Source organism: Gemmatimonadaceae bacterium (assembly GCA_036496605.1).
Taxonomy (GTDB): Bacteria; Gemmatimonadota; Gemmatimonadetes; order Gemmatimonadales; family Gemmatimonadaceae; genus AG2.
Window position 1 is genome coordinate 21,632 of sequence record DASXKV010000057.1, and the last position, 23,153, is coordinate 44,784.

Annotated in this window: 20 protein-coding genes and 1 pseudogene; 14 read left to right on the top strand and 7 right to left on the bottom strand. The window is 64.4% G+C overall.

Annotation, left to right across the window (positions count from 1 at the left end):
• Positions 1-32: 32 nt before the first annotated feature.
• Positions 33-2,954, top strand: coding sequence for an aminomethyl-transferring glycine dehydrogenase (gcvP, locus tag VGH98_23185; GenBank protein ID HEY2378903.1), 2,922 nt, complete (start codon positions 33-35; stop codon positions 2,952-2,954).
• A gap of 178 nt (positions 2,955-3,132) precedes the next feature.
• Here gcvP and gcvH read toward each other — a convergent pair whose 3' ends face one another.
• Positions 3,133-3,522 carry a glycine cleavage system protein GcvH gene (gene gcvH / locus VGH98_23190; protein HEY2378904.1) on the bottom strand — a complete coding sequence of 130 codons (390 nt, stop codon included), beginning with the start codon at positions 3,520-3,522 and terminating at the stop codon, positions 3,133-3,135.
• Positions 3,523-3,610: 88 nt separating this feature from the next.
• Positions 3,611-4,222, bottom strand: coding sequence for a dephospho-CoA kinase (gene coaE, locus VGH98_23195; protein HEY2378905.1), 612 nt, complete (start codon positions 4,220-4,222; stop codon positions 3,611-3,613).
• A gap of 284 nt (positions 4,223-4,506) precedes the next feature.
• On the opposite strand from coaE, the pseudogene folE reads away from it, so the two are divergent.
• A pseudogene (gene folE / locus VGH98_23200) lies at positions 4,507-5,076 on the top strand (GTP cyclohydrolase I FolE).
• A gap of 23 nt (positions 5,077-5,099) precedes the next feature.
• On the opposite strand, the gene VGH98_23205 reads toward folE, so the two are convergent.
• Positions 5,100-5,729, bottom strand: a complete 630-nt coding sequence (locus tag VGH98_23205; GenBank protein HEY2378906.1) for a thymidine kinase — start codon at positions 5,727-5,729, stop codon at positions 5,100-5,102.
• The gene (locus tag VGH98_23210) at positions 5,726-7,270 is read right to left on the bottom strand and encodes a DbpA RNA binding domain-containing protein (protein HEY2378907.1); all 1,545 of its coding nucleotides are present in this window, start codon (positions 7,268-7,270) and stop codon (positions 5,726-5,728) included. The genes VGH98_23205 and VGH98_23210 overlap by 4 nt, the downstream gene beginning before the upstream one ends.
• A 767-nt stretch (positions 7,271-8,037) precedes the next feature.
• On the opposite strand from VGH98_23210, the gene VGH98_23215 reads away from it, so the two are divergent.
• A complete protein-coding gene (locus VGH98_23215) occupies positions 8,038-8,691 on the top strand; it encodes an aminotransferase class I/II-fold pyridoxal phosphate-dependent enzyme (GenBank protein HEY2378908.1) in 654 nt (217 codons plus the stop codon).
• Positions 8,692-8,701: 10 nt separating this feature from the next.
• Here VGH98_23215 and VGH98_23220 read toward each other — a convergent pair whose 3' ends face one another.
• Positions 8,702-9,973: a Xaa-Pro peptidase family protein gene (locus VGH98_23220; GenBank protein ID HEY2378909.1), complete on the bottom strand. Its 1,272-nt coding sequence runs from the start codon at positions 9,971-9,973 to the stop codon at positions 8,702-8,704.
• A gap of 235 nt (positions 9,974-10,208) precedes the next feature.
• Here VGH98_23220 and VGH98_23225 point away from each other — a divergent pair, with 235 nt between their 5' ends.
• The 9 genes from VGH98_23225 (at position 10,209) to VGH98_23265 (ending at position 20,446) form a co-directional block, all read left to right on the top strand.
• Positions 10,209-10,730, top strand: a complete 522-nt coding sequence (locus VGH98_23225; GenBank protein HEY2378910.1) for a hypothetical protein — start codon at positions 10,209-10,211, stop codon at positions 10,728-10,730.
• A gap of 7 nt (positions 10,731-10,737) precedes the next feature.
• Positions 10,738-11,016 (top strand): Lrp/AsnC ligand binding domain-containing protein, encoded by a 279-nt coding sequence (locus VGH98_23230; protein ID HEY2378911.1) that lies wholly within the window; start codon positions 10,738-10,740, stop codon positions 11,014-11,016.
• Between the two features lie 140 nt (positions 11,017-11,156).
• A complete protein-coding gene (locus VGH98_23235; GenBank protein HEY2378912.1) occupies positions 11,157-11,786 on the top strand; it encodes an O-methyltransferase in 630 nt (209 codons plus the stop codon).
• Between the two features lie 104 nt (positions 11,787-11,890).
• Positions 11,891-12,886, top strand: a complete 996-nt coding sequence (locus VGH98_23240; GenBank protein HEY2378913.1) for a hypothetical protein — start codon at positions 11,891-11,893, stop codon at positions 12,884-12,886.
• Positions 12,883-14,850, top strand: a complete 1,968-nt coding sequence (locus VGH98_23245) for a hypothetical protein (GenBank protein HEY2378914.1) — start codon at positions 12,883-12,885, stop codon at positions 14,848-14,850. Before VGH98_23240 ends, VGH98_23245 begins: the two co-directional genes overlap by 4 nt.
• Before the next feature lie 9 nt (positions 14,851-14,859).
• Positions 14,860-15,714 (top strand): hypothetical protein, encoded by an 855-nt coding sequence (locus VGH98_23250; GenBank protein HEY2378915.1) that lies wholly within the window; start codon positions 14,860-14,862, stop codon positions 15,712-15,714.
• Positions 15,715-15,805: 91 nt separating this feature from the next.
• Positions 15,806-17,008, top strand: coding sequence for a DNA repair exonuclease (locus VGH98_23255; protein ID HEY2378916.1), 1,203 nt, complete (start codon positions 15,806-15,808; stop codon positions 17,006-17,008).
• Positions 17,009-17,012: 4 nt separating this feature from the next.
• Positions 17,013-19,469, top strand: a complete 2,457-nt coding sequence (locus VGH98_23260; protein ID HEY2378917.1) for an SMC family ATPase — start codon at positions 17,013-17,015, stop codon at positions 19,467-19,469.
• Positions 19,469-20,446, top strand: coding sequence for a GNAT family N-acetyltransferase (locus VGH98_23265; protein HEY2378918.1), 978 nt, complete (start codon positions 19,469-19,471; stop codon positions 20,444-20,446). The genes VGH98_23260 and VGH98_23265 overlap by 1 nt, the downstream gene beginning before the upstream one ends.
• 8 nt (positions 20,447-20,454) lie before the next feature.
• Here VGH98_23265 and VGH98_23270 read toward each other — a convergent pair whose 3' ends face one another.
• Positions 20,455-21,741: a hypothetical protein gene (locus VGH98_23270; GenBank protein HEY2378919.1), complete on the bottom strand. Its 1,287-nt coding sequence runs from the start codon at positions 21,739-21,741 to the stop codon at positions 20,455-20,457.
• Between the two features lie 34 nt (positions 21,742-21,775).
• Positions 21,776-22,042 carry a helix-turn-helix transcriptional regulator gene (locus tag VGH98_23275; protein ID HEY2378920.1) on the bottom strand — a complete coding sequence of 89 codons (267 nt, stop codon included), beginning with the start codon at positions 22,040-22,042 and terminating at the stop codon, positions 21,776-21,778.
• A gap of 225 nt (positions 22,043-22,267) precedes the next feature.
• Here VGH98_23275 and VGH98_23280 point away from each other — a divergent pair, with 225 nt between their 5' ends.
• Complete coding sequence (locus tag VGH98_23280; protein ID HEY2378921.1) at positions 22,268-22,795, top strand: hypothetical protein; 528 nt, start codon at positions 22,268-22,270, stop codon at positions 22,793-22,795.
• A gap of 66 nt (positions 22,796-22,861) precedes the next feature.
• Positions 22,862-23,153: hypothetical protein (locus tag VGH98_23285; protein ID HEY2378922.1), on the top strand; the 292-nt coding region annotated here is incomplete at its 3' end.

The following is a 23,153-nucleotide window of genomic DNA, read 5'->3' on the forward strand; positions in this document are numbered from 1 at the left end:
CAGGAGACGCGACGCGTCTCGTGAGGGTTCGAATGACCAGCAAGCCGTCGACGAGATCCGCCGAAGCGCACATGGATAGCGGCAGCTTCATAGCTCGCCACATCGGGCCCTCGGACGCCGAGCAGCACGAGATGCTGCAAACGCTCGGCTTCGACTCCCTCGATGCTTTTATTCAGGCGACCATCCCTGCATCGATCCGCTTAGTATCACCGCTCGCGATCCACGGCGGTCTGAGCGAATACGAAGCACTCGGCACGCTCCGACGCATTGCACTGAAGAACCAGGTGTACCGATCGTACCTGGGTCTCGGTTATAGCGACTGCATCACGCCGCCCGTTATCCAGCGCAACGTGCTGGAGAATCCGGGGTGGTACACGGCGTACACTCCGTATCAGGCAGAGATCGCGCAGGGCCGTTTGGAAGCGCTGCTCAACTTCCAGACGATGATCATGGATCTCACCGGGTTCGAGATCGCGAACGCCTCGTTATTGGACGAGGGCACCGCGGCGGCTGAGGCGATGACGCTGGCCAACGCGGCGCGCGGGAAGGACGGGAAGGAAGTGTTTTTCGTCGCCGACACCTGTCATCCGCAAACGATCGACGTGGTGCGCACGCGCGCCCACGCCCGCGGGCTCGAGATCGTCGTCGGGGATTTTAAAGATTATCAATTCGGGGCGAACGTGTTCGGCGCCCTCGTGCAGTATCCGGCGAGCGACGGTGCGATCGAGGATTATCGGGATTTCTGCGAGCGCGCCCATGCCGCCAACGCCCTGGTCGTCGCTGCGGCGGATATCATGAGCCTCGTGCTGCTTGCGCCGCCGGGTGAGTGGGGCGCCGACGTCTGCGTCGGCAGCTCGCAGCGCTTCGGTGTACCGATTGGTTTCGGAGGACCGCATGCGGCCTTTTTCGCGACGCGCGATGAGTTCAAGCGCTTGCTGCCGGGACGAATCATCGGCGTGTCGCGGGATGCGGACGGCAAGCCAGCGCTGCGCATGGCGCTCCAGACGCGCGAGCAGCACATCCGGCGCGAGAAGGCGACGAGCAACGTCTGCACGGCGCAGGTATTGTTGGCGGTGATCGCGAGCATGTACGCCGTGTATCACGGGCCCCAGGGGCTTCACTGGATCGCGCGGCGCATTCACCGGCACGCGGCGATTCTCGCAGCAGGCCTCGAAGAGCTTGGTTATGAGCTTGCTCATCAGGACTTCTTCGATACGTTGCGCGTTCGCGTCGCGGCAAAGCGAGGAGTGACTGCTGAGCAGATCATCGGTGCGGCGCGGCAACACCGCATCAACGTGCGAGAGGTGAACGGCAACGTCATCGTCGCGTTGGACGAGACGGTCACCTTCGTCGATCTCGCCGAGCTGCTCGAGGTATTCGCCGTCGGCAATGCCGCGCCGCGGCCGGAAACGCTCGCGCGCAGAGTCGACGATCGGTACGACGAGCGATTTTCCCGTACGAGCCCATATCTCACGCATCCCGTTTTCAATACGCACCATTCGGAAACGGAAATGCTTCGGTATCTCCATCAGCTCGAGGCGAAAGATCTGTCGCTCACGACGTCGATGATCCCACTCGGCTCGTGTACGATGAAGCTCAACGCGACGGCGGAGATGTATCCGATCTCCTGGCCCGAGTTCGCCCGTCTGCATCCGTTCGCTCCGGCGGACCAGACGCGCGGCTATCAGGAGATGTTCAAGAATCTCGAGCGCGCGCTCGCCGAGATCACCGGCTTCGCCGGTGTGTCGCTGCAGCCTAACGCCGGCTCGCAGGGCGAGTTCGCCGGACTGCTCGTCATTCGCGGCTATCACATGTCGCGCGGCGAGGCGCATCGTGATGTTTGCCTGATTCCGCAGTCGGCCCATGGGACCAATCCGGCGAGTGCCGTCATGGCCGGCATGCGAGTGATTGTCGTGAAGACAGACGAGAACGGCAACATCGACGTGGCCGATCTCGAGACGAAGGCCAAAGCCAATCGCGACCGACTCTCCGCGCTGATGGTCACCTATCCATCGACTCACGGCGTGTTCGAGGAATCGATTCGCGACGTCTGCCGCATCGTTCACGAGAACGGCGGCCAGGTGTACTTCGATGGCGCGAACATGAACGCGATGGTTGGCCTCTCGAAGCCGGCAGACATCGGCGCCGACGTTTGCCATTTGAACTTGCATAAGACGTTTTGCATTCCGCACGGCGGCGGAGGACCCGGCATGGGTCCGATTGGCGTCGCGAAGCACCTCGTGCCTTTCTTACCGGGCAATCCTGTAGTGAGAGTCGGCGGTTCCGAAACCGTAGGTGCCGTATCGGCGGCGCCCTGGGGCAGCGCGAGCATCCTGCCGATCTCGATGATGTACATCGACATGATGGGCGGAGACGGGCTCACTCTGGCAACCAAAGTGGCGATTCTCAATGCGAACTACATGGCCAAGCGGTTGGATGAGCATTACCAGGTGCTGTACAAGGGGCAGAACGGAATGATTGCCCACGAGTGCATCATCGATCCGCGGCCGCTCAAGGGCTCGTCAGGCGTCGACGTCGAGGACATCGCGAAGCGGTTGATGGATTACGGCTTCCATGCGCCGACGGTCTCCTTCCCGGTTGCCGGAACGCTCATGATCGAGCCGACGGAGAGCGAGTCGAAATCAGAGCTGGATCGGTTCTGCGAGGCGCTGATTCAGATCCGTGAAGAGATTCGCGAGATCGAGCTCGGTATCGCCGATCGTAACGACAATGTTCTAAAGAACGCGCCGCACCCAATGACGCGTGTCGTCAGCGACAGTTGGCCGCACGTGTACAGCCGCGAACGCGCGGCATTTCCCGCTCCGTGGACGCGCGCTCACAAGTTCTGGCCGACCGTTGGTCGCGTGGAAAGTGCGTACGGAGACCGGAATCTCGTGTGTTCGTGCCTGCCGACGGACGCCTACGCGGATGTCGTGGCGGAGGCCGATCGCTAGGGTGGAGGGCAGAAGACAGAGGGCACAGGGTGGACGGCAGAGCGTGAAGAGCAGACAGTGAAGGGCAGAGAGTGGGGAGCACAGGCTGGAGAGACACGGTCAAAAAAAATGGCCGGCGATCAAATCGCCGGCCTTTTCGCGGAGCCACCCTCTACTCTCCACGTCGACCCTCTGCCCTCTACTCACCCAGTCTCGTCGAATACTCCGCCGCGCCAAGCAACTCGTCGCGCTCGCTCGGGTTCCGGAGGCGGACTTTGATCATCCAGCCGTCCGTGTAGGGCGCCGTGTTCACGAGCGCGGGCTCCTTGTCGAGCCGGTCGTTGACGTCAACGACCTCACCGGTGATCGGCGCGTACAGTTCGGATACCGCCTTCACCGCTTCGACAGTTCCGAAGACGTCGTGCTTTCCGAAGTTGGAGCCGATCTGAGGTAGCTCGATGAAAACGATGTCGCCAAGCTCACCCTGGGCGTAGTCGGTAATTCCGATGGCGACCACGTTCTCCTCGTCCGTGGGCTTTACGTATTCGTGCTCCTCGGTGTAGAGGAGATCTTTCGGGATATCTGACACAGAAGTTCGATGAACGTGTAAGTCGAGGCGCGGCGGAGTTTAGAGGCAGCTGAAACGGGTGTCAACGCGACGCCCGCCCGTCAACGCCTCAAACGCAGACCTCCGACTCCTGCAGCAGTTGCGCCCACACCTCCGCAACCTGCTGTTCGAGCGCGTTCAATGTTCCCGCGTTCACGAGGATGAAGTCGGCACCCGCCCGTTTGAGCTCCGCGGGCATCTGCGCGGCGATCATGTCCATCGCCTCCGTCTCGCGCAGACCACGGTCGCGAACGAGGCGCTCCAATCGCAGTGGCCGGGGCGCATCGACGAGCATGATGCGGTCGAAGCGGGGCGCCATGTGCTTCTCGAAAAGCAGCGGAATGTCGCACACCACGACGCGATCGCCACGCTGGCGCGCATCGTCGAGGAGACGCTGGCGGAGACTCTCGACCTCCGGGTGGACGATCTCGTTCAGCTCCTCCAGTTGTTTCGCGTCGCTGAACACGGTTCGGCGTAACGCCGACCGGTCGAGTTGCTGGTCTGGCCCGACAATCGACGTCCCCCACCGCGTCACGATCTTCTCGTACGCCGGGGTGCCGAACTCGACGGCTCGCCGCGCGAGCACATCGGCATCGATGATCGTCGCGCCGCGCTCAGAAAGCAGCTGCGCAACCGTCGATTTTCCGCTGCCGATGTTTCCTGTCAGACCGATAACCAGCATCGCCTTGCCCCCTCCGCCACACGGTGATCCACACCTACTCGCGCGCCAAGGTAGGTTTTATGCGCCCAGGCGTCAACGCCGCACATCCGGGAACGGATGGCGGTACTGCACCATTCATAGCCGCATCAGCCGAACCGACGGAGATCATCGTGACGAAGGACTCGACCATCAATCGCAGGGCCAAGCCGTCGGCCACTCCGATGGAGCAGCGTCACGTTCTGGACGGAAGTAAGACACCTGAGCCGGCGGGGGACGAAGGTTGGGACCTGGACCCCGGCTCGACGAGCGCCGGATACGCCTCGATGGTTGCTCGGCAACTCGCTCTCCTTGGCGAGGATCCATCGCGCGAGGGGCTCATCAAGACCCCTGTTCGTGTGGCGAACGCGATGGCCTGGCTCACCCGCGGCTACGACGAGTGCGTCGAGGACGTGGTTGGAGATGCCCTATTCGTCGAAGAACATCGCAACATGGTGATGGTACGCGACATCGAGCTGTACAGCCTGTGCGAGCATCACATGCTTCCATTCTTCGGAAAGGCGCACGTGGCCTACATCCCGAACGGGCGCATCGTGGGGCTTTCCAAGCTGCCGCGGATCGTGGAGGTCTACGCGCGGCGACTGCAGGTGCAGGAGCGACTCACCGAGGAGATCGCCGGTGCCATCGAGCGAGTGCTCGAGCCCGCGGGCGTGGGCGTCGTGATCGAGGCGTATCACCTCTGCATGATGATGCGAGGCGTCGAGAAGCAGAACTCCAAGACAATAACGAGCGCGGTGCGCGGTTCTTTCCGCGACGACGCGCGCACGCGGGCGGAGTTCCTGTATCTGGCGCACGGGAGGGATACGTTTGGCCCATGAGGGCTAGGGGCTAGGGACTGCGCCTAACCCCTAGCCCCTGTCAGCACCAGCTGCTCCTCGTCCTTCCTTGGCACCGAATGGCACGATCGGCATCGCGCCTCGTACGTCTCGGCGCTCCCGACCATGATCGTCGGTGAGTCGTACCGCGCGGGACGACCGGCGATGAGACGCTGATTCCGGCTCGCGGGATTGCCGCACCGCACGCAGATCGCGTGCAGCTTGTCCACCACTTCGGCGACGGCGAGCAGTTGTGGCATCGCGCCGAACGGTTCACCGCGAAAGTCAGTGTCGGTGCCGGCGACGATGACGCGAATGCCGCGACCGGCCAGCGAAGTCGCAAGCGTGACTACCGATGGATCGAGAAACTGCGCTTCGTCAATCGCGACGACTCGCGTATCGTCGTCGATGGCGCGTGCGATCTGCTCCGGTGTGTCCACGGGGATGGCCTCCACGTGACGGCCGTCGTGGCTCGAGATCTGGTAAATCCCTGTGTAACGCTCGTCGAGATGGGACTTGAACACCTGCACCTTGTGGCGCGCAATGATCGCGCGGCGCACCCGGCGTATGAGCTCTTCACTCTTCCCACTGAACATCACGCCGCAGATGACTTCGATCCAACCACCACTGCGGCTGAAGTACAGATCCGATATCACTCGTGATCTCCGGAGTGCGGCGGACGCGCGGAGCGATCGGTACCACGCTCATCAGAGTCGCGGTTGTTCCGATCGCGATTGGCGTCGCGACGCATTCCAGAGTCGCGTCGAGAACCACGATCTGCAAGACGTCCACTGCGAGACGCACCTGGCCGGCTGCTGCGCTCCTGGTCTACGCGCGCGACAACTCGACGGCCACGAATTGTGCTCCCCGCCAGCTTCGCCAGGACGCTGTCGGCGACGTCACTCGCGATCTCGACGAGGCTGTGATTCTCGCGAATATCGATCTTACCGATCTGTGCGCTCGTTATGTGCGCCTCATTGGTAATTGCGCCCACGAGATCACCCGGCCGCGCATTGTCCATCGCACCGACGTTGATGAAGATGCGCGTCATCGCCGCCGGTGCCGCGGTACCTCCTGGCGCAGCATGCGCCGCGCGACCTTCCATCGCGCGCGCTCGCGCGGAGTCACGCTCGAAGCGCGCCTGCTCGAGTAGCCGCAGCGTCGCGGCGGCGATCTCGATCCCGTCGTAGCTCTCGAGCAGCGGCTCCAGCGCAAGCAGCTCGCGCGCGAACGCGCCCGACGACAGGATCTCTCGCAGCTCGATCCGCAACAGCTCCTCGCGACTCCTCGCGCGGAGCCCCGCCTCCGAAAGCGTGAATGGCGTCAGCGGCGAGCCACCCGCGAGCACGCGCAAGCTCGCGAGCAACCGGGGCTGCGCGAGCGCGACGACGCGCCGCGGCTGCGGTCCGACGGCTTCGCTGAGCTCCTCTCGTGAGGCTGGGATGTCGTACAGAACGACGACATCGGACTCACCAGGGCCAGCGGCGCGAGCGACGCGAACACCCGTTTCGTCAGCCGCTTCAGGCTGTGCGTAGCCGAGTGCGCGGAGCAGATCGCGGACGTCGCGTTCGCTTTCGTCGGTGCGAACGTAGACCATTCCACGCGCCGGATCGATGTCGTCGAGCAACCGGCGCAGCGCGGGCAGACGTGACGCCGCGGCGACCGAGACGTACTGCAAACCCACAGCGAGTGCTGAGGCGTCGGCGGCCGGCGGTGCGACGCGTCGGGCGCGGCGTGCATAGCGCTCGATGAGCTCTTCCACGTCGGCGTTGATCTCGTTCGCGACGACGATTCGCGCAGCATCCTTGGGAATTTCCGCCATCAAGGTTTCGAGGATGCTCTCTTCGCCGCCAGCAATCAGTTCGTCGACCCAGGCGAGCACCACACCGCGTACTTGCTGGAGTTTGAGCGACGAACCCTGCACGAGCGCGAGCAATTCGGGTGGCGCCCCGGCGACGACCTGTGCACTCGGCGCGCCACCAATGCCACGCAGCAGGCGCGCTGCACGCCGCGCCGTGGTCGCCGCGATCGCGCGTAGCGGCCGGCTGCCGGCGAGCCGAACGACTGACGCCGATGCGCTTGCAGCAGCTTCCGCGTCTGCGCACACGATCAAGAGTTGGACGTCTGGCAGTGAGTCATCGATCCGATCGAGCACGGGAGCGAGGACGTGCGCCAGCGACGCCCAATCGTGGGGCATTTGGTAAACTACGTTTTGCCCTCGCGTCACGGCGGACTCTTTTGCTTCGTGATCCAATTCGGCCTCGACAGGGCTCTGGCCACGCGTGTGACGTGGCACACCGACCAGACGGTCCCTAGTATTGCCGGGCCGACAAGTATAGCGGGCCCCGGAACCCCAACCAAATCGATCCCAGATTCCGCAACGACCGCGCCCTTCGCTCATTTCGCACACGATGTCCGCACGCTACTCCCCTTCCGTCAACATTGCCGATCTCGAAGAGTCGGCAACGATCGCGGTCTCCGCGCGCGCGAAAGCGCTGCGCGCCGCCGGTCGAGCCGTCATCGACCTCGGCGCTGGAGAGCCCGACTTTCCAACACCGTCGTTCATCAGAGAGAGCGCGAAACGCGCGCTCGATGCCGGCGCTACTCGATATACGCTCGTCGAAGGCATTCTCCCGCTCCGCCAGATCATCGCTGACCGCGCCAGCGAGCGACTCGGCGAAGCGGTCATCGCGCCGAGCGACGTCGTTGTCTCGACAGGGAGCAAGCAGTCGTTGTTCAACAGCTGCTTCGTTCTGTTTGGTAGCGGCGATGAAGTACTGGTGCCGACGCCGGCGTGGACGAGCTATTATCAGATGCTCAAGCTCGCGCGGGCCGCGCCCATCGTCGTTCGCGGCCACCGTGAGAATTCACTAAAGGTCACGCCGCGCGATCTCGAGCAGGCGGCCTCTCCACGTACGCGCGGTGTGATGCTCAACTCGCCGACGAACCCGACTGGCGCGGTCTATTTCGCTCGACGAGCTGCGCGCGATCCTGCGTCTGGCAGCGTCTCGCGGCTGGTGGGTAGTGAGCGACGAGATCTATCGCGAGATCAGCTACGACTCGCCCGCGGCGTCGCTGCTCGACGCGGCGCGTGGCGATTCGGCTTTACGCGAGCGTCTCGTCATTGTCGACGGCGTCGCGAAGGCGTACGCGATGACCGGCTGGCGCATCGGCTGGTCGATCGCGCCGCGCGCTGTCGCGCAAGCAGTGTGCGCCTTCCAGTCACACACCACGTCGAACACGAGTACGATCTCGCAGCACGCCGCGTTATGCGCACTGTCGTCGCGCGATCAGTCGGACGCCGCGATCGAGACGATGGTCGGCGAGTTCCGCCGCCGGCGCGATGCCGCAACGGAGCTCCTGCATGCAGCGTGTGTGGATTTCGTCGATCCGAGTGGCGCGTTCTACCTGTTCATAAGAGTGCCGGCGCGCGAGAATGATCTCGAGCCTGGCAGCACGTTCGCGCGCGAGCTGCTCGACGCGCACGACGTCGCCGTTGTCCCGGGCGCGGCGTTCCGCGCACCGGAGTGGATACGCATGTCCTACGCGGCGCCGATGGAGGATGTGGTCGAAGGGGTGAAGAGAGTAGTGGACTTATTGGGCGGGAAATTGAAGTAAGGGTTCCGGCTCAAACTATCGGCGCCCGCCTCGAGAGAAGCTGCCCTCCGCTCTCAGTGCACATGTAGTCATCCTCGATTCGCACTCCCCACATTCCCGGCATGTAGATCCCAGGTTCGACTGAGAACACGTACCCCGGCGCCAGCAGCTTCGTATTCCCCTCGACCATCCACGTCGGTTCGTGACCGTCCATACCCATGCCGTGGCCTAACCGGTGGGTGAAGTACTGCCCGTACCCACCTTTCGTGATCACCGCCCGCGCGGCGCGGTCGATCTCCTGCGCCGGAACGTCAGGGCGTACGCGCGCCATCGCCGCGTCCTGCGCATCGTGAACGAGGTTGTACACCTCGCGAAATCGTGCCGGTGGGGCGTCGCCGAACCAGCGTGTACGCGTAATGTCAGATGTGTAACCTTGAAACTCGCCGCCGGCGTCGATGAGCACCACGGTCTGGAGGGCGAGCTTCGTCCCGATCGTCCCCCCGTGAGGCAGCGCGGACTGCGCGCCGAATTGCACCAGGCCGCCGCCATCGATGCCGCGCTTTGCGTGCTCTTCGGCGACCATCTTGGCGACGTCTTGATCGCGCATGCCGACCTCGAGCCGATCGAACGTTGACGCGATGGCGTCTTCGGTGATCTCGATGGCGCGACGCATTCGTATGATCTCTTCCGGAGTCTTCACCAATCGCAGTTGCTCGAACACGCTGCTGCCGTCGATCAGCTTCGCGTCCGGCAGCGTACGAGCGACCGCCATCGCCGTCCAGTAATCCGTCTTTGGCTCGACGACTATGCTCGGGGCAGTCGACGCCGCGCCCGAGGCACTCATCGCATCACGGACGAGCGCGAACGGATCGTCCTGTTCTTCCCAGCCGCGAACCGGCGCGTCGACGCGCGATCCGCGCCGCACTCGCTCGACCTCGAAAGAAGGAGCAACCAGAACCGGCGAACCGTCGACCGGAAGGAGGAGCGCGATCAAACGCTCGCTGCGACCATAATTACTGCCGACGAGGTATGTGAAGTTCGTCGCGCCGCTCGTCGCGAGGAGGATTGTACCGCCGGCGTCTCTCGTCAGTTGCCGCGCTCGTTCCAATCGACGCGCAAAGACCGACGGATCGAACGGCGCGATCGGGGGATAATGTGACTTGACCGTGATGTTCGTCTTCGGAAGCGTCGGCACGCGTGGAGCCGAGAGGGAACTGCGGTCGACGTTGGCGAGATAGCCGACGTCGAGTGCGGCGCCGGCCCCGAGCACGGAGACGGATGAGACGAACGATCGACGATCCATGGTAGCGTCCGATTGAAGGCTCGGAGGAAAGTGACGCGGCAAACGACCGCGCCGCTAGCGAGCGACTGAGGGAACGATATCTTAGCAGCGCCGTGCTGACTTGAAATATCGCATTCGTCGCTCGCGTCACCTCGAGTCCGCGCCTCAGAGTTTGGAAAAGCCACGAGCCGTTCGCTTTGGTGTACGCTCGCGCAGCAGAAATCACCGAAATTCGCGACCGACAAGGAGAGCCAACGTGAACATTGCGGTCCAGCTCGAGCCAGCGAACGGCGCGCCTCCCGAAGTCGAGTACAAGTGGGACGCCGACACCGACATTCTGTCGGCGCAGTTGAAAACGCGCAGCCTCGGCAGCGGCATGTCGGGATCCGTCGAGGTCGAGGGGAAGGACGGCTCCTGGATCATTCTCGACGTTGCCGAGGGACGCATCAACGGCGTCGAGGTGGCGGTGTGGCCCGACGTGCGCAAGCTGCCGACGCTCTCGCCGCCTAACCAGGTGGAAGATGCGCGCGTCATTCTGCCGTCACGTCAGTCGCAGCCAAACATCGCGGCGGTCGAGGTGGACACGCCGCTCATCGCCGAGGCGGACAGCACCGAGCGCGTGATCCACTTCAAGCTGGGCAAGACTCGTGAGGCGCGCACCGTGCGCGTCGGCCGCGATCTGCTTCTCGACGTCGATCGACAGAGCCAGATCGCTGGCGTCTGGTTGCTGAACGTTCCTCCATTCCCGGACGGCATGGCGCGCCTCGACGAGCTCTGAGCCGAGCGTGATTACAACCATTGTACTGATTCGGGTCGAGCCGCCGATGATTCCGAAGGCGGCTCACATGTTGGCAGGCGTCGATGGTGTAACGGAGGTCTACTCGGTGTCGGGCGAGTGGGACCTCGTCGCCATCGTGCGCGTGCCGCAGTACGACGACATCGCGAAGGTCGTCACCGAGGTATTCCCGACGGTGCCGGGCATTCAACGCACGCAGACGCTGACGGCGTTTCGCGCGTACTCGAAAAACGATCTTCAACAAGCGTGGGATATTGGCGTTGAATGAGGGACTAGGGGCGAGGGCCTAGGGGTTAGAGAATGCGGAGCGCGTCGGATGGGATCTGATCATTCAGAACGGCTTCTCAACGAGCGCGCTATCCCAATTGACCCTCGGACCTACTTCCCTAGCCCCTAGCCCCTCTCACCGTGTCAGACCGAACCGGCGATTACATCTCGGCCCTCTTCGCGCCCGAAGACCAGCTCCTCGCGTCGCTGCGTGAGGAAGCTGATCGCACTGGCCTGCCCCCGATTTCCGTTTCGGCGGACGAAGGCCGACTTTTGCAAGTTCTACTCACGTCGATTCGCGCGCGGCGCGTCCTCGAAGTCGGCACGCTTGGGGGCTACTCCGCGATCTGGATGGCACGAGCGCTGCCCGCGGACGGTGAGCTTGTCACAATCGAGATCGAACCAAAGCACGCCGAGTTTGCCCGTCGCTACATCGAGCGTGCTGGCCTCTCTGATCGCATCGACATCCGGATCGGCCGCGCCCTCGACGTGCTGCCCAGTCTCGACGGCGAGCGATTCGACGCCGTCTTCATCGACGCCGACAAAGAGCCGATGCCCAATTATTTCGAGTGGGCGCTCCGGCTGCTCCGACCGGGCGGACTGGTGATCGCCGACAACACGCTGTGGGGCGGCAAGGTCTACGACGACGCGGAACAGGACGAAAAGACCACCGCCGTCCGCGAATTCAACAGGCGAATGGCGACCGATCCGCGGATACTGTCCATTCTCGTTCCCACCCACGACGGCGTAGCGATTGGCGTCGTCCGCTAGTCTCTCTACTCCCAGCCGTCCGCACGCAGCCCTCTACGCTCAGCGCTCTACACTCGGCGCGCTGATCTTCCCTCTCGTCGTGCGCACCCTTAGTGTGCACACGGATGACCGTCGTCTTGCGCGCCGCCACCGATCAGGGGCTACTAGCCCTCCAGCGGCAACTGCGCGCCCTCGCGCCCGACATCGCGCTCGTCACCAACGGTGACCAGGCGCTCGAGCGTGTCACACCCGACGCGCGGCCGCCTCGACTCGTGGGCGCCGACGTCATGGAGGGGAGCGTGATGCGCGCACGGCGCGTCTTCGGTGATCACGAGGCGGCGTTCGCAGCGTTCCTCGACGGAACGCAGACGAGCCGAGTCGTCGCCTATGTCGACGGGACGCCGATCGTACACGGCACGGTGGCGGCCGTGGTGCGCATGCGGCGCAACCGGCGCCTAACGACATGGCATCGCCCGATCGTCAGACGTCGACTTTACGCGTGCTTGCGCGCGTTCACGCCCGAGCAAGTGCGCGCGTTGCACGCACTGGGCCTCGAGGTCGTCGACACGACGCCGGCGTCGCAAGAGCCGGCCCTGCACCCGTTCATTCTGCGCGACGAAGCAGTGCATCGTGTCCAGGAGGATCGGGAGGAGGCCGAGCGCGAGCTCGCCGAGCGTTGGTGCCACCACGAGCGTGAGCCGCTTTTCATCGACGGCGGCATCAGTGGCAGCGACAAGGTTGCCGTCTCAGCGTGTACTGTTGGCGTAGTGAAGAGCCACCGCACGCTCTACGCCGAGGGCGACGCGCTCCAAACGATCTTTGGCCTGCGGAGTGGCGAGCGCTCGAGTGTATTTCGCGTGACGTCGCCGAAACGTATTCCCGTCGCGAGCTGGTATCTGCGACTGCGCGATCCGCTCGGCTACGATCCAATGTGGGGTCTGGTCCGCGTCGAGATCGCCTGTCCGGCTCACATCGACGCCGATTCTGTCGGGCCCACGGCCGACAGAGTCTCCCTCTGGATTTTGGCGGAAGCAACGCCGCTTGCTCTGCCCGACGGTCGCTGGGACAAAATGGTCTATGGAATTCGTGATTGCGAAGAATTTCTTCACGCGGTGACATGACGACGGCTGCACTCACTCCACTCGGCCGCGTCGTCGCCACCGAGCGACGCCCCAACACGCCGCACGAGTTTCATTTCTGGACGTCGCTCGACTCGCCAGTCGGTGTCGGTACGATCGTTAGGGTGGAAGGGAAGTATACGATCAACGGGCAGATCACGCGCGTGTACGGCGTCGTCGTCGAGGGATTCAGCTACTCGGATCTCCAGTCGCCGCTGCATGACGTGTTGGGACACGATGGGAGCCCGGCGTCCGCGTCGCTCGCCTCGACGGAGCGCGCCGAGATCAGGCTGTACACGGCGGCAGTTTTGCGCCAACTGCCTGACGAGCCGCTGCAGCCCGTGCCGTTAGGCGACGTCCATCTCGCCGATGACGCCGACATTGCCGTCGCGCTCCGCATGGATGGCTACCTCGCCGACGGGGCACGCACGGGGATTCCAATCGGCGTCTATCACGCTGGTGGCACCGACGCGCCCATCTATCTCGATGCGGATTTTCTCATCGGACCGGAGGCGGCGCATCTCAACATCACCGGCGTGTCTGGCCTCGCGACCAAGACGAGCGCCATCGAATGGATCCTCGCGTCGCTCTTCACCCACTTTCCCGAGCAGAAGGGCTCGATTGCCGCCGTCTGCTTCAACGTCAAAGGTCCCGATCTGTGCTTTCTCGACCAGCCCGGCGAGATCGACGAGCGGGATCGGGCGCTCTACGAGAAGTGTGGCGTTTCGCCGGCGCCGTTCGGAAACGTTCAATATTTCGCCCCATACAAGTCCGATGGCGTCTCGCTCAACACGCTCCGTTCGAACGAGGCGCTCCTGGATAACGTGACGGCGTTGACGTGGGGCCTTCGCGAAGTGCTCCAATACGCCGAGGTGCTCCTCAACAAGGACGACGTCGACGCGAAGGCGGATGCCCTGATCGATTTCATACGAGAGCGCATCGTCGACCGGGATTTTCACGATGAGCTGGTTCTGCCGGGAAAACGATACCGGGTCCGATCGTTTGCCGATCTCGAGCAGTGGTTCAAGGACCTGCTCGTTGCCCTGGAACATCGTGGCAACGAGAGCTGGCGCACGCACCACATCGCCACGATTCGTAAGGTCCGTAACCGTCTCTCGAACATCTCGACTCGGTGCGCCGGTCTCGTGACCGACGACGGGAATGTCGGTGACCTTCCCTTCGGGAGCTTTCAGGACCGCACGGTGTATGTGATCGACGTCGCCTCACTCGAGGAGGACGCGCAGGATCTGGTCTTTGCGCGCGTCGTCACGAAGCTGCGGGAGCACCTTGAAAAGCGAGACCTCGGCGTCAAGCACGTCGTGGTTTTCGTGGACGAGCTCAACAAATACGCGCCGAGCGACGGGCAAGACACCTACGTTCGCAAAATGCTGCTCGATCTGGCGGAGCGCGGACGGTACTTGGGTCTCGTCCTGTTCAGCGCGCAGCAATTCCGCTCGCAGGTGCACCGGCGCGTTGTCGGGAACTCGGGAACAGCGCTGTATGGTCGTATGGACGCGGACGAGCTGGCGACACCGGGTTATTCGGTCCTCAGTCCGGCCGTGAAGACGAAGCTTGCAACGCTCGAGAAGGGACAACTCATGGTGCGGCACCCGCACTTTACACAACCGATCTTCGTGCGCTTTCCGCGGCCGGCCATCATGCGTGGCCGCGATGGTGCGGAGCGGTATCCGCAGGCACAGGACGTTACGCTCGAGGCAGCGCTGCTCCGGTCGCTCCGTCCGCTCGATCCGACGCTGACTCTCAATTGGATCCAGGACGTCGTCGTGTTGCACGAGGAGGAGGATGTGATTCGGGCGCGCAATGCAACGCTGCGCGAGCGGCCGTCCGACGTGCGGCGGTTTTTCAAGGCGCAGCTCGCGTCGCGCGTGCCAACGACGCCGGTCACGCCGCGACCGATGGTCACTCCGATCCGCTCGGCGCCAGCCGACGATCCGTACGGCCCCTGATCGCTGACCATGCTTCGCGCACGCTTGCGCCGCAGTCATCTCTTGATCGGCGTCGTTATGTGCCTGACGAGGGCGCTCGCGGCCGGTGCGCAATCCGTGTTGCTGGAAATCCGCCCGCGCGTTGGTGACACGCTGCATTTGCGTCTCGATCAGCAGACGGAGCTCACCGGCCTCCGTCGGCCCGGCAGTTCCTCGGCGACGTCGGTCACGACGACGATGCGCGTCTACTCACGCGCGATTGTGGAGCGGAGCGTCCCGACCGCGACGTACGTACGAGCCGTCACGGATTCGATCCAGCTGAGCTCAAACGATGAGCGAGCGTTCAATCTCGAGAACGAGGCACGCCGCTCGCTCGAGGGGCGCGCGATGATGCTCCGCATCTCGCCGGACGGAACCGTCTCGCTCGCGGACACGACGGACACTGCGCCCGACGTTGCCGAAACGATGTCGCTCATGCCAGCGGCGTTCCCACGCGGTCCAATCGAAGTGGGCTACACCTGGAGCCGTGAGATGCCCGTGCCGGCTGGCGGACGACCCGCGCCCGGCGGCGTCATGAGCGCGTGGCTGCACACGAAGTTCCGTCTCGATTCGCTCTCTCGTCATGGCACCATCGCGTATGTGTCCATGCGTGGAGAGATGAGCCCCGATCCCGACGCGGGATTGACGCAAGGCGCGGGGCCCGTGCTCGAAAGGGGCACGGTGACGGGGACCATGCTCGTCGACCGCACGCGTGGATGGCTAACGGAATCGCAGTTCACGATCGTTGCGCACTCGGTCGTACGCGTCCCTGGCACAGATGACACCGTGATGCGATTTGAGACCCGCGTCACACAACGCATGAAGACCGTCGAAAAGCGTCCGTAGAATTCTCAGGCGAGGGGAGCCGAAGCGAGCGCAAGCGAGTACCTTCGGCGTATATTTGGCGCCGGGCTCTCCGCGTCTCGACTCCCGCAGCATGCGTCTCGTCCATTTATCGGACCTGCACCTCGGATTTCGTCAGTATCAACGTCTCACTCCCGGCGGGATCAATCAACGGGAGGCAGACGTTGCGCGATCGTTTCAGACGGCGATCGATCGCATCATCGCGCTGCAGCCCGATATGGTGCTGGTCGCGGGCGACATATTCCACAACGTCCGTCCGACGAATCCGGCGATCGTGCACGCGTACTTGCAGTTCAGCCGCTTGCGGGCGGCGCTGCCTAACGCTCCGGTCGTGATGGTCGCGGGCAATCACGACACGCCCCGCGCGACCGAGACGGGCAGCATTCTGCGGCTGTTTCGAGAGTTTGGCATTCACGTCGCCTATTCGGAACCAGAGCGCTTCTATTTCGGCGAACCAGGCATTTCGGTGCTCGCCGTTCCCAACGTGCCAAAGCGGCCTTCGCTGAAGCCCGATCCAAATGCGCGCTTCAACATTCTCGTGCTCCACGGCGCCGTGGAGGGTACGTTGCCGGCATACTTCCTCACGGCTGATCGCGCCGGGCTGGAGATTCCACGGTCAGAGCTCAACGCCGCCGCGTGGGATTACGTCGCGCTTGGCGATTATCACGTCCATCGCCAGATCGAGGCTAACGCGTACTATTCGGGAGCGATCGACTATACGAGCCAGAATGCGTGGGGCGAGCTCTACGAGGAGCGTGTTTCCGGGCTGCCCGGGAAGGGATTGGTCGAGTGGAACCTCGAGAGCGGCGCGCACACCTTCCACGCACTGCCACCCTCGCGTCCACTCATCGACTTGCCGCCGATCTCGGCGCGCGGCCTCACGGTGGCCGAGCTCGATGAGCGTATTCAAAGTGCGGTCGCCGGCGTTCGCGGCGGCATCGAGGATAGGATCGTGCGTCTGATCGTACGCGATCTGCCCCGCCACATTGCTCGCGATCTGAACCACAAGGCGCTCCGTGATCTCAAACGGCGCGCGCTGCACTTCCATCTCGATACGCGCCGACCGGAGGTCGCGCGACTCTCCGTCCAGGGTGCACCGGGACGACGTCCGTCGCTCGCGGAGGTCGTCCGCGAAAAATTGATGAGCCGCGTGCTCGAGCCGGACATTGATCGCAAGGAGCTGGTCGCGTTAGGCCTGCGTTATCTGAGTGAAGCCGAGAACACCGTCAGCCCGGCGCACTTTGGCGCCGACCCGGCGACGGATGGGAGCGGATGACTCCGTGCGTCTGAACTCGCTCCATCTTAGCAACTTTCGGCAGCACGCCGACACGCATATCGTCTTCGACTCGGGCCTGACGGGAATCATCGGTCCTAACGGCGCCGGCAAGTCGACGATCCTCGAGGGCATCGCGTGGGCGCTGTACGGCACGCCAGCGGCCCGCGGCACTCGCGACTCGATTCGATTCAACCGAGCGGGCGCGCGCGCCCAGGTGCGTGTCGAGCTGGATTTCGAGCTTGGCGGCCATCGCTATCTCGTCTCGCGCGGCCTAACGAACGCCGAGCTGTTCCTCGACGGCGCGAGCTCGCCGATCGCGAACACGATCACCGGGGTCACCGAGCTGCTCCGGCGGCGGCTCGGGATGAGCCTCGACGAGTTCTTCAACACGTACTTCACCGGCCAGAAGGAGCTGAGCGTGATGGCGGCGATGGGGCCGTCGGAGCGCGCACAGTTCCTCTCGCGCGTGCTCGGCTACGAGAAGCTACGAACGGCCCAGGCGCTGGTTCGCGAGCGCCGTCGCATCATTCTCGCCGAGGCTGCTGGGCTCCGCGCGGGAATGCCCGATCCGGAGAGCGTCGCGCGCATGCTCACGGATGCGCACACCCGGATGGAGCTTGCGGAGACGCGACAACGGGACGCGACCGAACGCCGTGCGCGCGCCTCGAGCCTCCTCGATCACGTCACGCCACGCTGGGAGACGTTGCAACGAGAGCGCGAGCGGCTGCAGGCGCTGCTCGCCGAGCTTCGCGTGGCCGAAAGCGAGGCTGCTGGCCTCGCACGCGATCGCGAGCGGCTGGATCGGGAGCTCGCGGACGTCGCCACCGCGCGCGTCGAGCTCGAGAAGATCCGCGCGGAGATCGCGCCGTTAGGCGAGATCGTCGCCGCCCTGCACGAGATGGATCGTCTGTACGCGGAGGAGGGACGTCGCCGGACGCTACTCGAGAGCGTGCGGGCGCTGTCCGATGATCTCGGGCGGCTGCGCGAGCGGCGAGCGAAGGTCGAGGCAGCGCCCGGGTTGGAGGAGCAGGCGAACACTGAGCTGGCGGAGAAGCGGCGCGAGCTGCAGCGGACGGACGAAGAGCTCGAGGAGAAGCGAACCGATTGGGTGCGTGACCGGCAGGAAGCGGAGACCAAGCTCGAGGCGTTGCGCCGACAGCACGCGGAGCTGAAGGACCAGCGCGAGCGACTCGTCGCCGCCGGCGAGAACGGCATCTGTCCGACGTGCGCGCGACCGTTGGGCGATCATTATCGTTCCGTGCTCGATCTCATCGATGATCAGCTCAACACCGCCGTCGTCGACGGGAGCTACTACCGCAAGCGGCTCGATCAGTTGGTCGAGATGCCGCCGACAGTCAAGACGTTAGGCGAGCAGCGCCGTCTGGCGCTCGAGAGCGTCGGGAAGCTGGAGCGGCGGCTCGCTCGCGTGCAGAGCGCCATCCAGGAGTTGGCCCAGATCGCGCGAGAAATGACGCAAAAGGAAGAGCGCGAAGAGGTCTTGCGCCGCGAACTCGCCGACATACCCAGCGGCTATCGGGCAGACCAACACCAGCATCTGCGCCACGAGCTCGAGCGGCTCCAACCGCTCGATGCCCGAGCAGCACGGCTCGGCGCGCAAGTCGAGCGCGACGGCCAATTGCGACGCGAGCGCGAACGGGTCGGCCAGGCGTCCGACCTAACGACGAACCACATCGCCGAGCTGCGGTTGCAACGCGACGCGGTGCAGTTTTCCGAGCAGTCGTGGGATGGGATCCGCGGCGAGTACGAGCGTGCGGCGACGGAGCTACGGGCTGCCGAGCTGGCCTGCGTGGCCACGGAAGGCGAAGCGGCAGCCGCACGTGGCGCGCTCGACACGGCGCTCCAGGCGCAACGCGATCTCGCCAAGTCGCAGACCCAGCTCGACGAGCTCAATCGCGACAAGCGGATGCACGACGAGCTCGATCGCGCATACTCGGACATGCGGACGGACCTCAACGTGCAGCTTCGACCCGAGATCTCCGAGCTCGCCAGCTCGTTCCTGACCGAGTTGACCGACGCCCGATATTCGGAGTTGGAGCTGGACGATCAGTACAACGTACTGGTTCTCGAGGAGGGCGTACCGAAGCCGGTGATCTCGGGGGGCGAAGAGGATCTGGCGAATCTCGTCCTTCGCCTCGCAATTTCGCAGATGATCGCGGAGCGCGCGGGCCAGAGTTTCTCCCTCCTCATCCTCGATGAGATCTTTGGCTCGCTCGATGAATCCCGGAGACACAACGTGGTCGAGCTCCTGCGGCGGTTGCAGGACCGATTCGAGCAGGTCATTCTCATCACGCATATCGAATCGGTGCGTGAGGGGCTCGACCGCGTCATCACTATTCGCTATGACGAAGAATCTGGCGCCTCGCGCGCGGAGCACGAGCCCGCGTTAGGCGCGGTCGCCGTCGACGATTCGGCGCAGCTCACCATCGGAGCCGCCGACTGATGGTCGCGACTCGCACCTGGCGTCCCTCGCACTCCGTCGACGGCCCCTTCCGGGCACGGCTCGACGACATCGCCGACCTGAATCAGGTCTTCAGCGATGCGTTCACCGAGCGGTATCGTCGCGACGGCATGGTCGGCGTCCGCGTGCCGTATCTCAATCCCGCCGTGTGGCGCTACGCGATCGCAGACGCGGACGCGGGCGCGATGCTCTGGCGTGATGACCGCGGCCACATCGCTGCGTTCAACATGATCCATCGCTCCGGAACGGAAGGATGGATGGGCCCACTCGCCGTGCGTACGGAGTACCAGGGCACGGGACTCGGCAAGGAGATCGTGTCGCGCGGGATCGAGTGGCTAAAGCAGAGCAGCGCGAGGGTGATCGGTCTCGAAACCATGCCGCGGACGATGGACAACATCGGCTTCTACTCGCGGCTCGGCTTCGTACCTGGCCATCTGACATTGACGACGACGTTGGACGCGGCGCTTTCCGATCGGCCGGCGCTCCTCCTCGCACGTCGCTCGGCCCAGGAAAAAGAGGCGACCATCGCCGAGTGCAAGTCGCTGCTCGAGCGGCTGGCGCCGGGGTACGATTACACCAGGGAGATCCAGCTGACGGACGAATTGTCGTTAGGCGATACCGTCATTCTCCGTGGCTCCGACGGCTCCCTCGAGGGTTTCGCGCTCGCGCACACGGTACCGCTCGTGGAGGGACGAGCGCGCGAAGAGCTACGCGTGCTGAAGCTCGTGCTGTTGCACGAGGAGCAGTTTCCGGACATGGCGCGTTCCTTGTGCGACTTTGCGCGACGCGGTGGCACACGGCGCGTTGCTTTACGAGTTCAGGGCGACTACCAGGCGACCTATCAGCGATTGATCGGCATGGGTGCGCGGGTGCGATGGACGGACCTCCGCATGTCGCTCGCGAAGCACGAGGAACAGCATCCGAGCCAGGCGCTCGTGCTATCCAATTGGGAGATTTAGAGCGCGAGCTAAGACGTTGCGGCGTCAGCGCTTTGGCTCGCCGTTGGGCTCAAACTGGGCTTGTCTGGCGCGTTTTCGACGACTCTGAGCGTCGTCGCGGCGTCCGGCTGCTGATACGCTTGCTTCATCGTCGCGAGATCACGCCAGCCACCGGCGCGACTGACGTCGACGTCCGGAAGGTGCTTGCGCTCCGATGCCCACAATCGCCGGTACGCATGCCACAGCCCGCGCTCGAGCTTCGGCACACCTGCGACGGACTCGGCGCGACGGAGCAAGTAATCGGCGCGGTTGCGGGTGATTGACTCGCTCGGCGTGCTCGGGTCGCGCATCTCGGGGAACAGCGGCGCGTCGCCGAGACGCGGCTGCAATCGGAAGTAGCGATCGATCGCCGCGCGCCCCGCCGTAGAGAGCGGCGTCAGCTCGAAATAGCCCAACTTGTCGTGATCCTCGCGGAACGCGAGCGCACCGTGCGGCATGTGCTCGGCGCGCCGCTCGTCCTGGCCCGCGGCGCCGAGCGCGCGAGTGACCTGATCGCGCGTGAGGTAGACGTCATTCGCTCTGAGATGCGCAATCGCGTTGACGCGACGGCCAGTGAAGCGTGCCAGCGCGAGCATGCACGCGAGTCGCCCGTGCGGATCGACGCTGTCGGCGACCTTGAGCGTTTTCGTGTAGCGGTCCTCGGACGCGATCGGCCGTTTGACGTTCTTCTCGCGGGGGAGCTGCACACCGGCGAGCGGATCGATCGTGAGCAGCGGCCGGCCGCCAACGCGGAAGTTCCGCGCCCAGCGGATGACGCTCTTCAACCAGCGCAACTCATTCCCGACCGTGCCGTCGCGCGGCGCCGTCGAAACGCCGCGGGCCTTGGGTGAGACGATTGTGCGCGTGCGCCGGCCGGCGACGTAGCTGTCGACCTGCGTCTGACTGAAGTTCTCGAGCGCGAACGACTCGCCGAGGTGCCCGGTGAAGTAGGGCTTGTACATGTTCTCAGCGAGTGAGCGGCGTTTCGCTGACAGATGCGGCGCGCGCTCGGCGAAGTAGAGTGTGAAGAGTCGGCCGAGTGTGAGCGTACGGACCGGACCCGTGAGACGGAGCTCGGCGATCCGGCGGGCGAGCTCCCGCGCCTGCTCCAGCGCGAGAACTCGATCACCGTGACCTAACGACTTGCGATCCTGCGTGCCGTCGTCGCGGCGCACTTCCCGATAGATGGCCGTCGAGCCCGGCCGCTCGAAGACGTACACGGTCACGCCCGCCTCTTCGATCGCTTTGCGCCACGCCTTTCGCCGTCGAGTGGTCATTGGTTTCCTCGGATGCCGTTGCGCGCGTCGCTCATCACTTCCCTCGTCGCTTGCTGACGCTCTCGTCCCGTACGATGAGCAAGCCAGGCGGCGAGACGCCTAACGCCGCAGCCAACTTCTCGAGCACTTCGAGATCGATCGACCGCGGCCGACCGTTCTCGAGTCGGTTCACTGTGGCACGAGTAACGCGCGCGCGCGTGGCAAGCTCGCCCTGCGACCAGCCCCGCCCCTCGCGCAGCGTTCGGATCTCCACGCGAAGCGGCGTCATCGCTGCCTGTACGAGTTGGGTTGCTGCTGCCATGGCCGTTCCCTCGGAGAGCTCCAGTAAGCTGTATAGTAGCTCATACACTAGCCCTTGCGCAATAGCGCTGGTGGCTGTAACTTCACTCGTACAGAAGTCGACCGAGAAAGAGCCAGCCCGGTTCCCTTTGGCAGAGTGACGCGGGACTGGCTCCCCACAGACCCGAAGGCCTGCACGCGCAACGTAGTGCGCTCCCGGCCTCGGGCGCAACGGAGGAGGTAGCAGATGGAGTACTTCGACGAGTGCTACACGGCCACGCTCGACTCCGAGATCGACAGTCGCATCGCGAGTAGTCGCGCACAGCCACGGCCACCTACAGCGTCGGCCATGCACGACCCGACCGAGCAAGACCTCGCGATCGCCGACCGCGCTAACGCTCACGGTGCGTCCGCCTTCGCCCCCGGCACTAGCCTACGCGAGGCCGCCGGGCAGCAGTTGCGGGCATACGAGCGAGCGAGCGCAGCGTCGGCGCCGCGGAAGACGTCGGGACGGCTGTATCAGCCAGCTCCCGGCCTAACGATCGTCATCGCGGCGACTGGTGAGGCATTCTGGGGCCTGCATCACGTCGATGGCGTCTACGTCGCGGATCCGGATATCTGCCGTAGGGCGCAAAGGAATTCGGTCGACAACGACCATCGATCGGCGCTGCGGCGGAATGCCCTGTACGATCTCGAGCGCGCCCGGTTCGCGCTCACCGATGCCGGCCACGCTGCGCTCGTCGGCCGCAACACTTCGACCACCAGCGCCGCGTAAAGTTCGCCCCAGGGACCGCCGGCACTCCCGCTGGCGGTCGCTCACTCTCATCTGGAGAATCAGAGAATGCTCCGACGAATCAGCGACACGACCGTCCGCCTAACCGTCAGCCTCAGCGTGGAGCGCCAGAGCGCTGGCGTCGACTGCTACGCGTGCGGCGTGGAAACGCACATCGAGTACGGGCTCCCGGTCGACGAGCACGGCGACTTCTACGAGACCGACGATCAGGGCGACTTCACCATCGTTCCTGCCTGCCGCGAGTGCTTCGCCGTCCATGCGGAACACGGCGCTGCGGGCCTGGCCATCCGGCTTCGCGCCCTTGAGCAGATCGCCGCGGAGATTCGCCGCGAGATTCGCC

Bases quoted from the DNA above. Each gene is read 5' to 3' on its own strand.
- gcvP (HEY2378903.1), top strand. From the start codon at position 33: ATGACCAGCAAGCCGTCGACGAGATCCGCCGAAGCGCACATGGATAGC.
- VGH98_23255 (HEY2378916.1), top strand. From the start codon at position 15,806: ATGCGTCTCGTCCATTTATCGGACCTGCACCTCGGATTTCGTCAGTAT.
- VGH98_23210 (HEY2378907.1), bottom strand. From the start codon at position 7,270: ATGCCCCACGATTGGGCGTCGCTGGCGCACGTCCTCGCTCCCGTGCTC.
- VGH98_23270 (HEY2378919.1), bottom strand. From the start codon at position 21,741: ATGACCACTCGACGGCGAAAGGCGTGGCGCAAAGCGATCGAAGAGGCG.
- VGH98_23220 (HEY2378909.1), bottom strand. From the start codon at position 9,973: ATGGATCGTCGATCGTTCGTCTCATCCGTCTCCGTGCTCGGGGCCGGC.
- VGH98_23275 (HEY2378920.1), bottom strand. From the start codon at position 22,042: ATGGCAGCAGCAACCCAACTCGTACAGGCAGCGATGACGCCGCTTCGC.
- coaE (HEY2378905.1), bottom strand. From the start codon at position 4,222: ATGCTGGTTATCGGTCTGACAGGAAACATCGGCAGCGGAAAATCGACG.
- VGH98_23240 (HEY2378913.1), top strand. From the start codon at position 11,891: ATGACCGTCGTCTTGCGCGCCGCCACCGATCAGGGGCTACTAGCCCTC.
- VGH98_23245 (HEY2378914.1), top strand. From the start codon at position 12,883: ATGACGACGGCTGCACTCACTCCACTCGGCCGCGTCGTCGCCACCGAG.
- VGH98_23250 (HEY2378915.1), top strand. From the start codon at position 14,860: ATGCTTCGCGCACGCTTGCGCCGCAGTCATCTCTTGATCGGCGTCGTT.
- VGH98_23280 (HEY2378921.1), top strand. From the start codon at position 22,268: ATGGAGTACTTCGACGAGTGCTACACGGCCACGCTCGACTCCGAGATC.
- VGH98_23265 (HEY2378918.1), top strand. From the start codon at position 19,469: ATGGTCGCGACTCGCACCTGGCGTCCCTCGCACTCCGTCGACGGCCCC.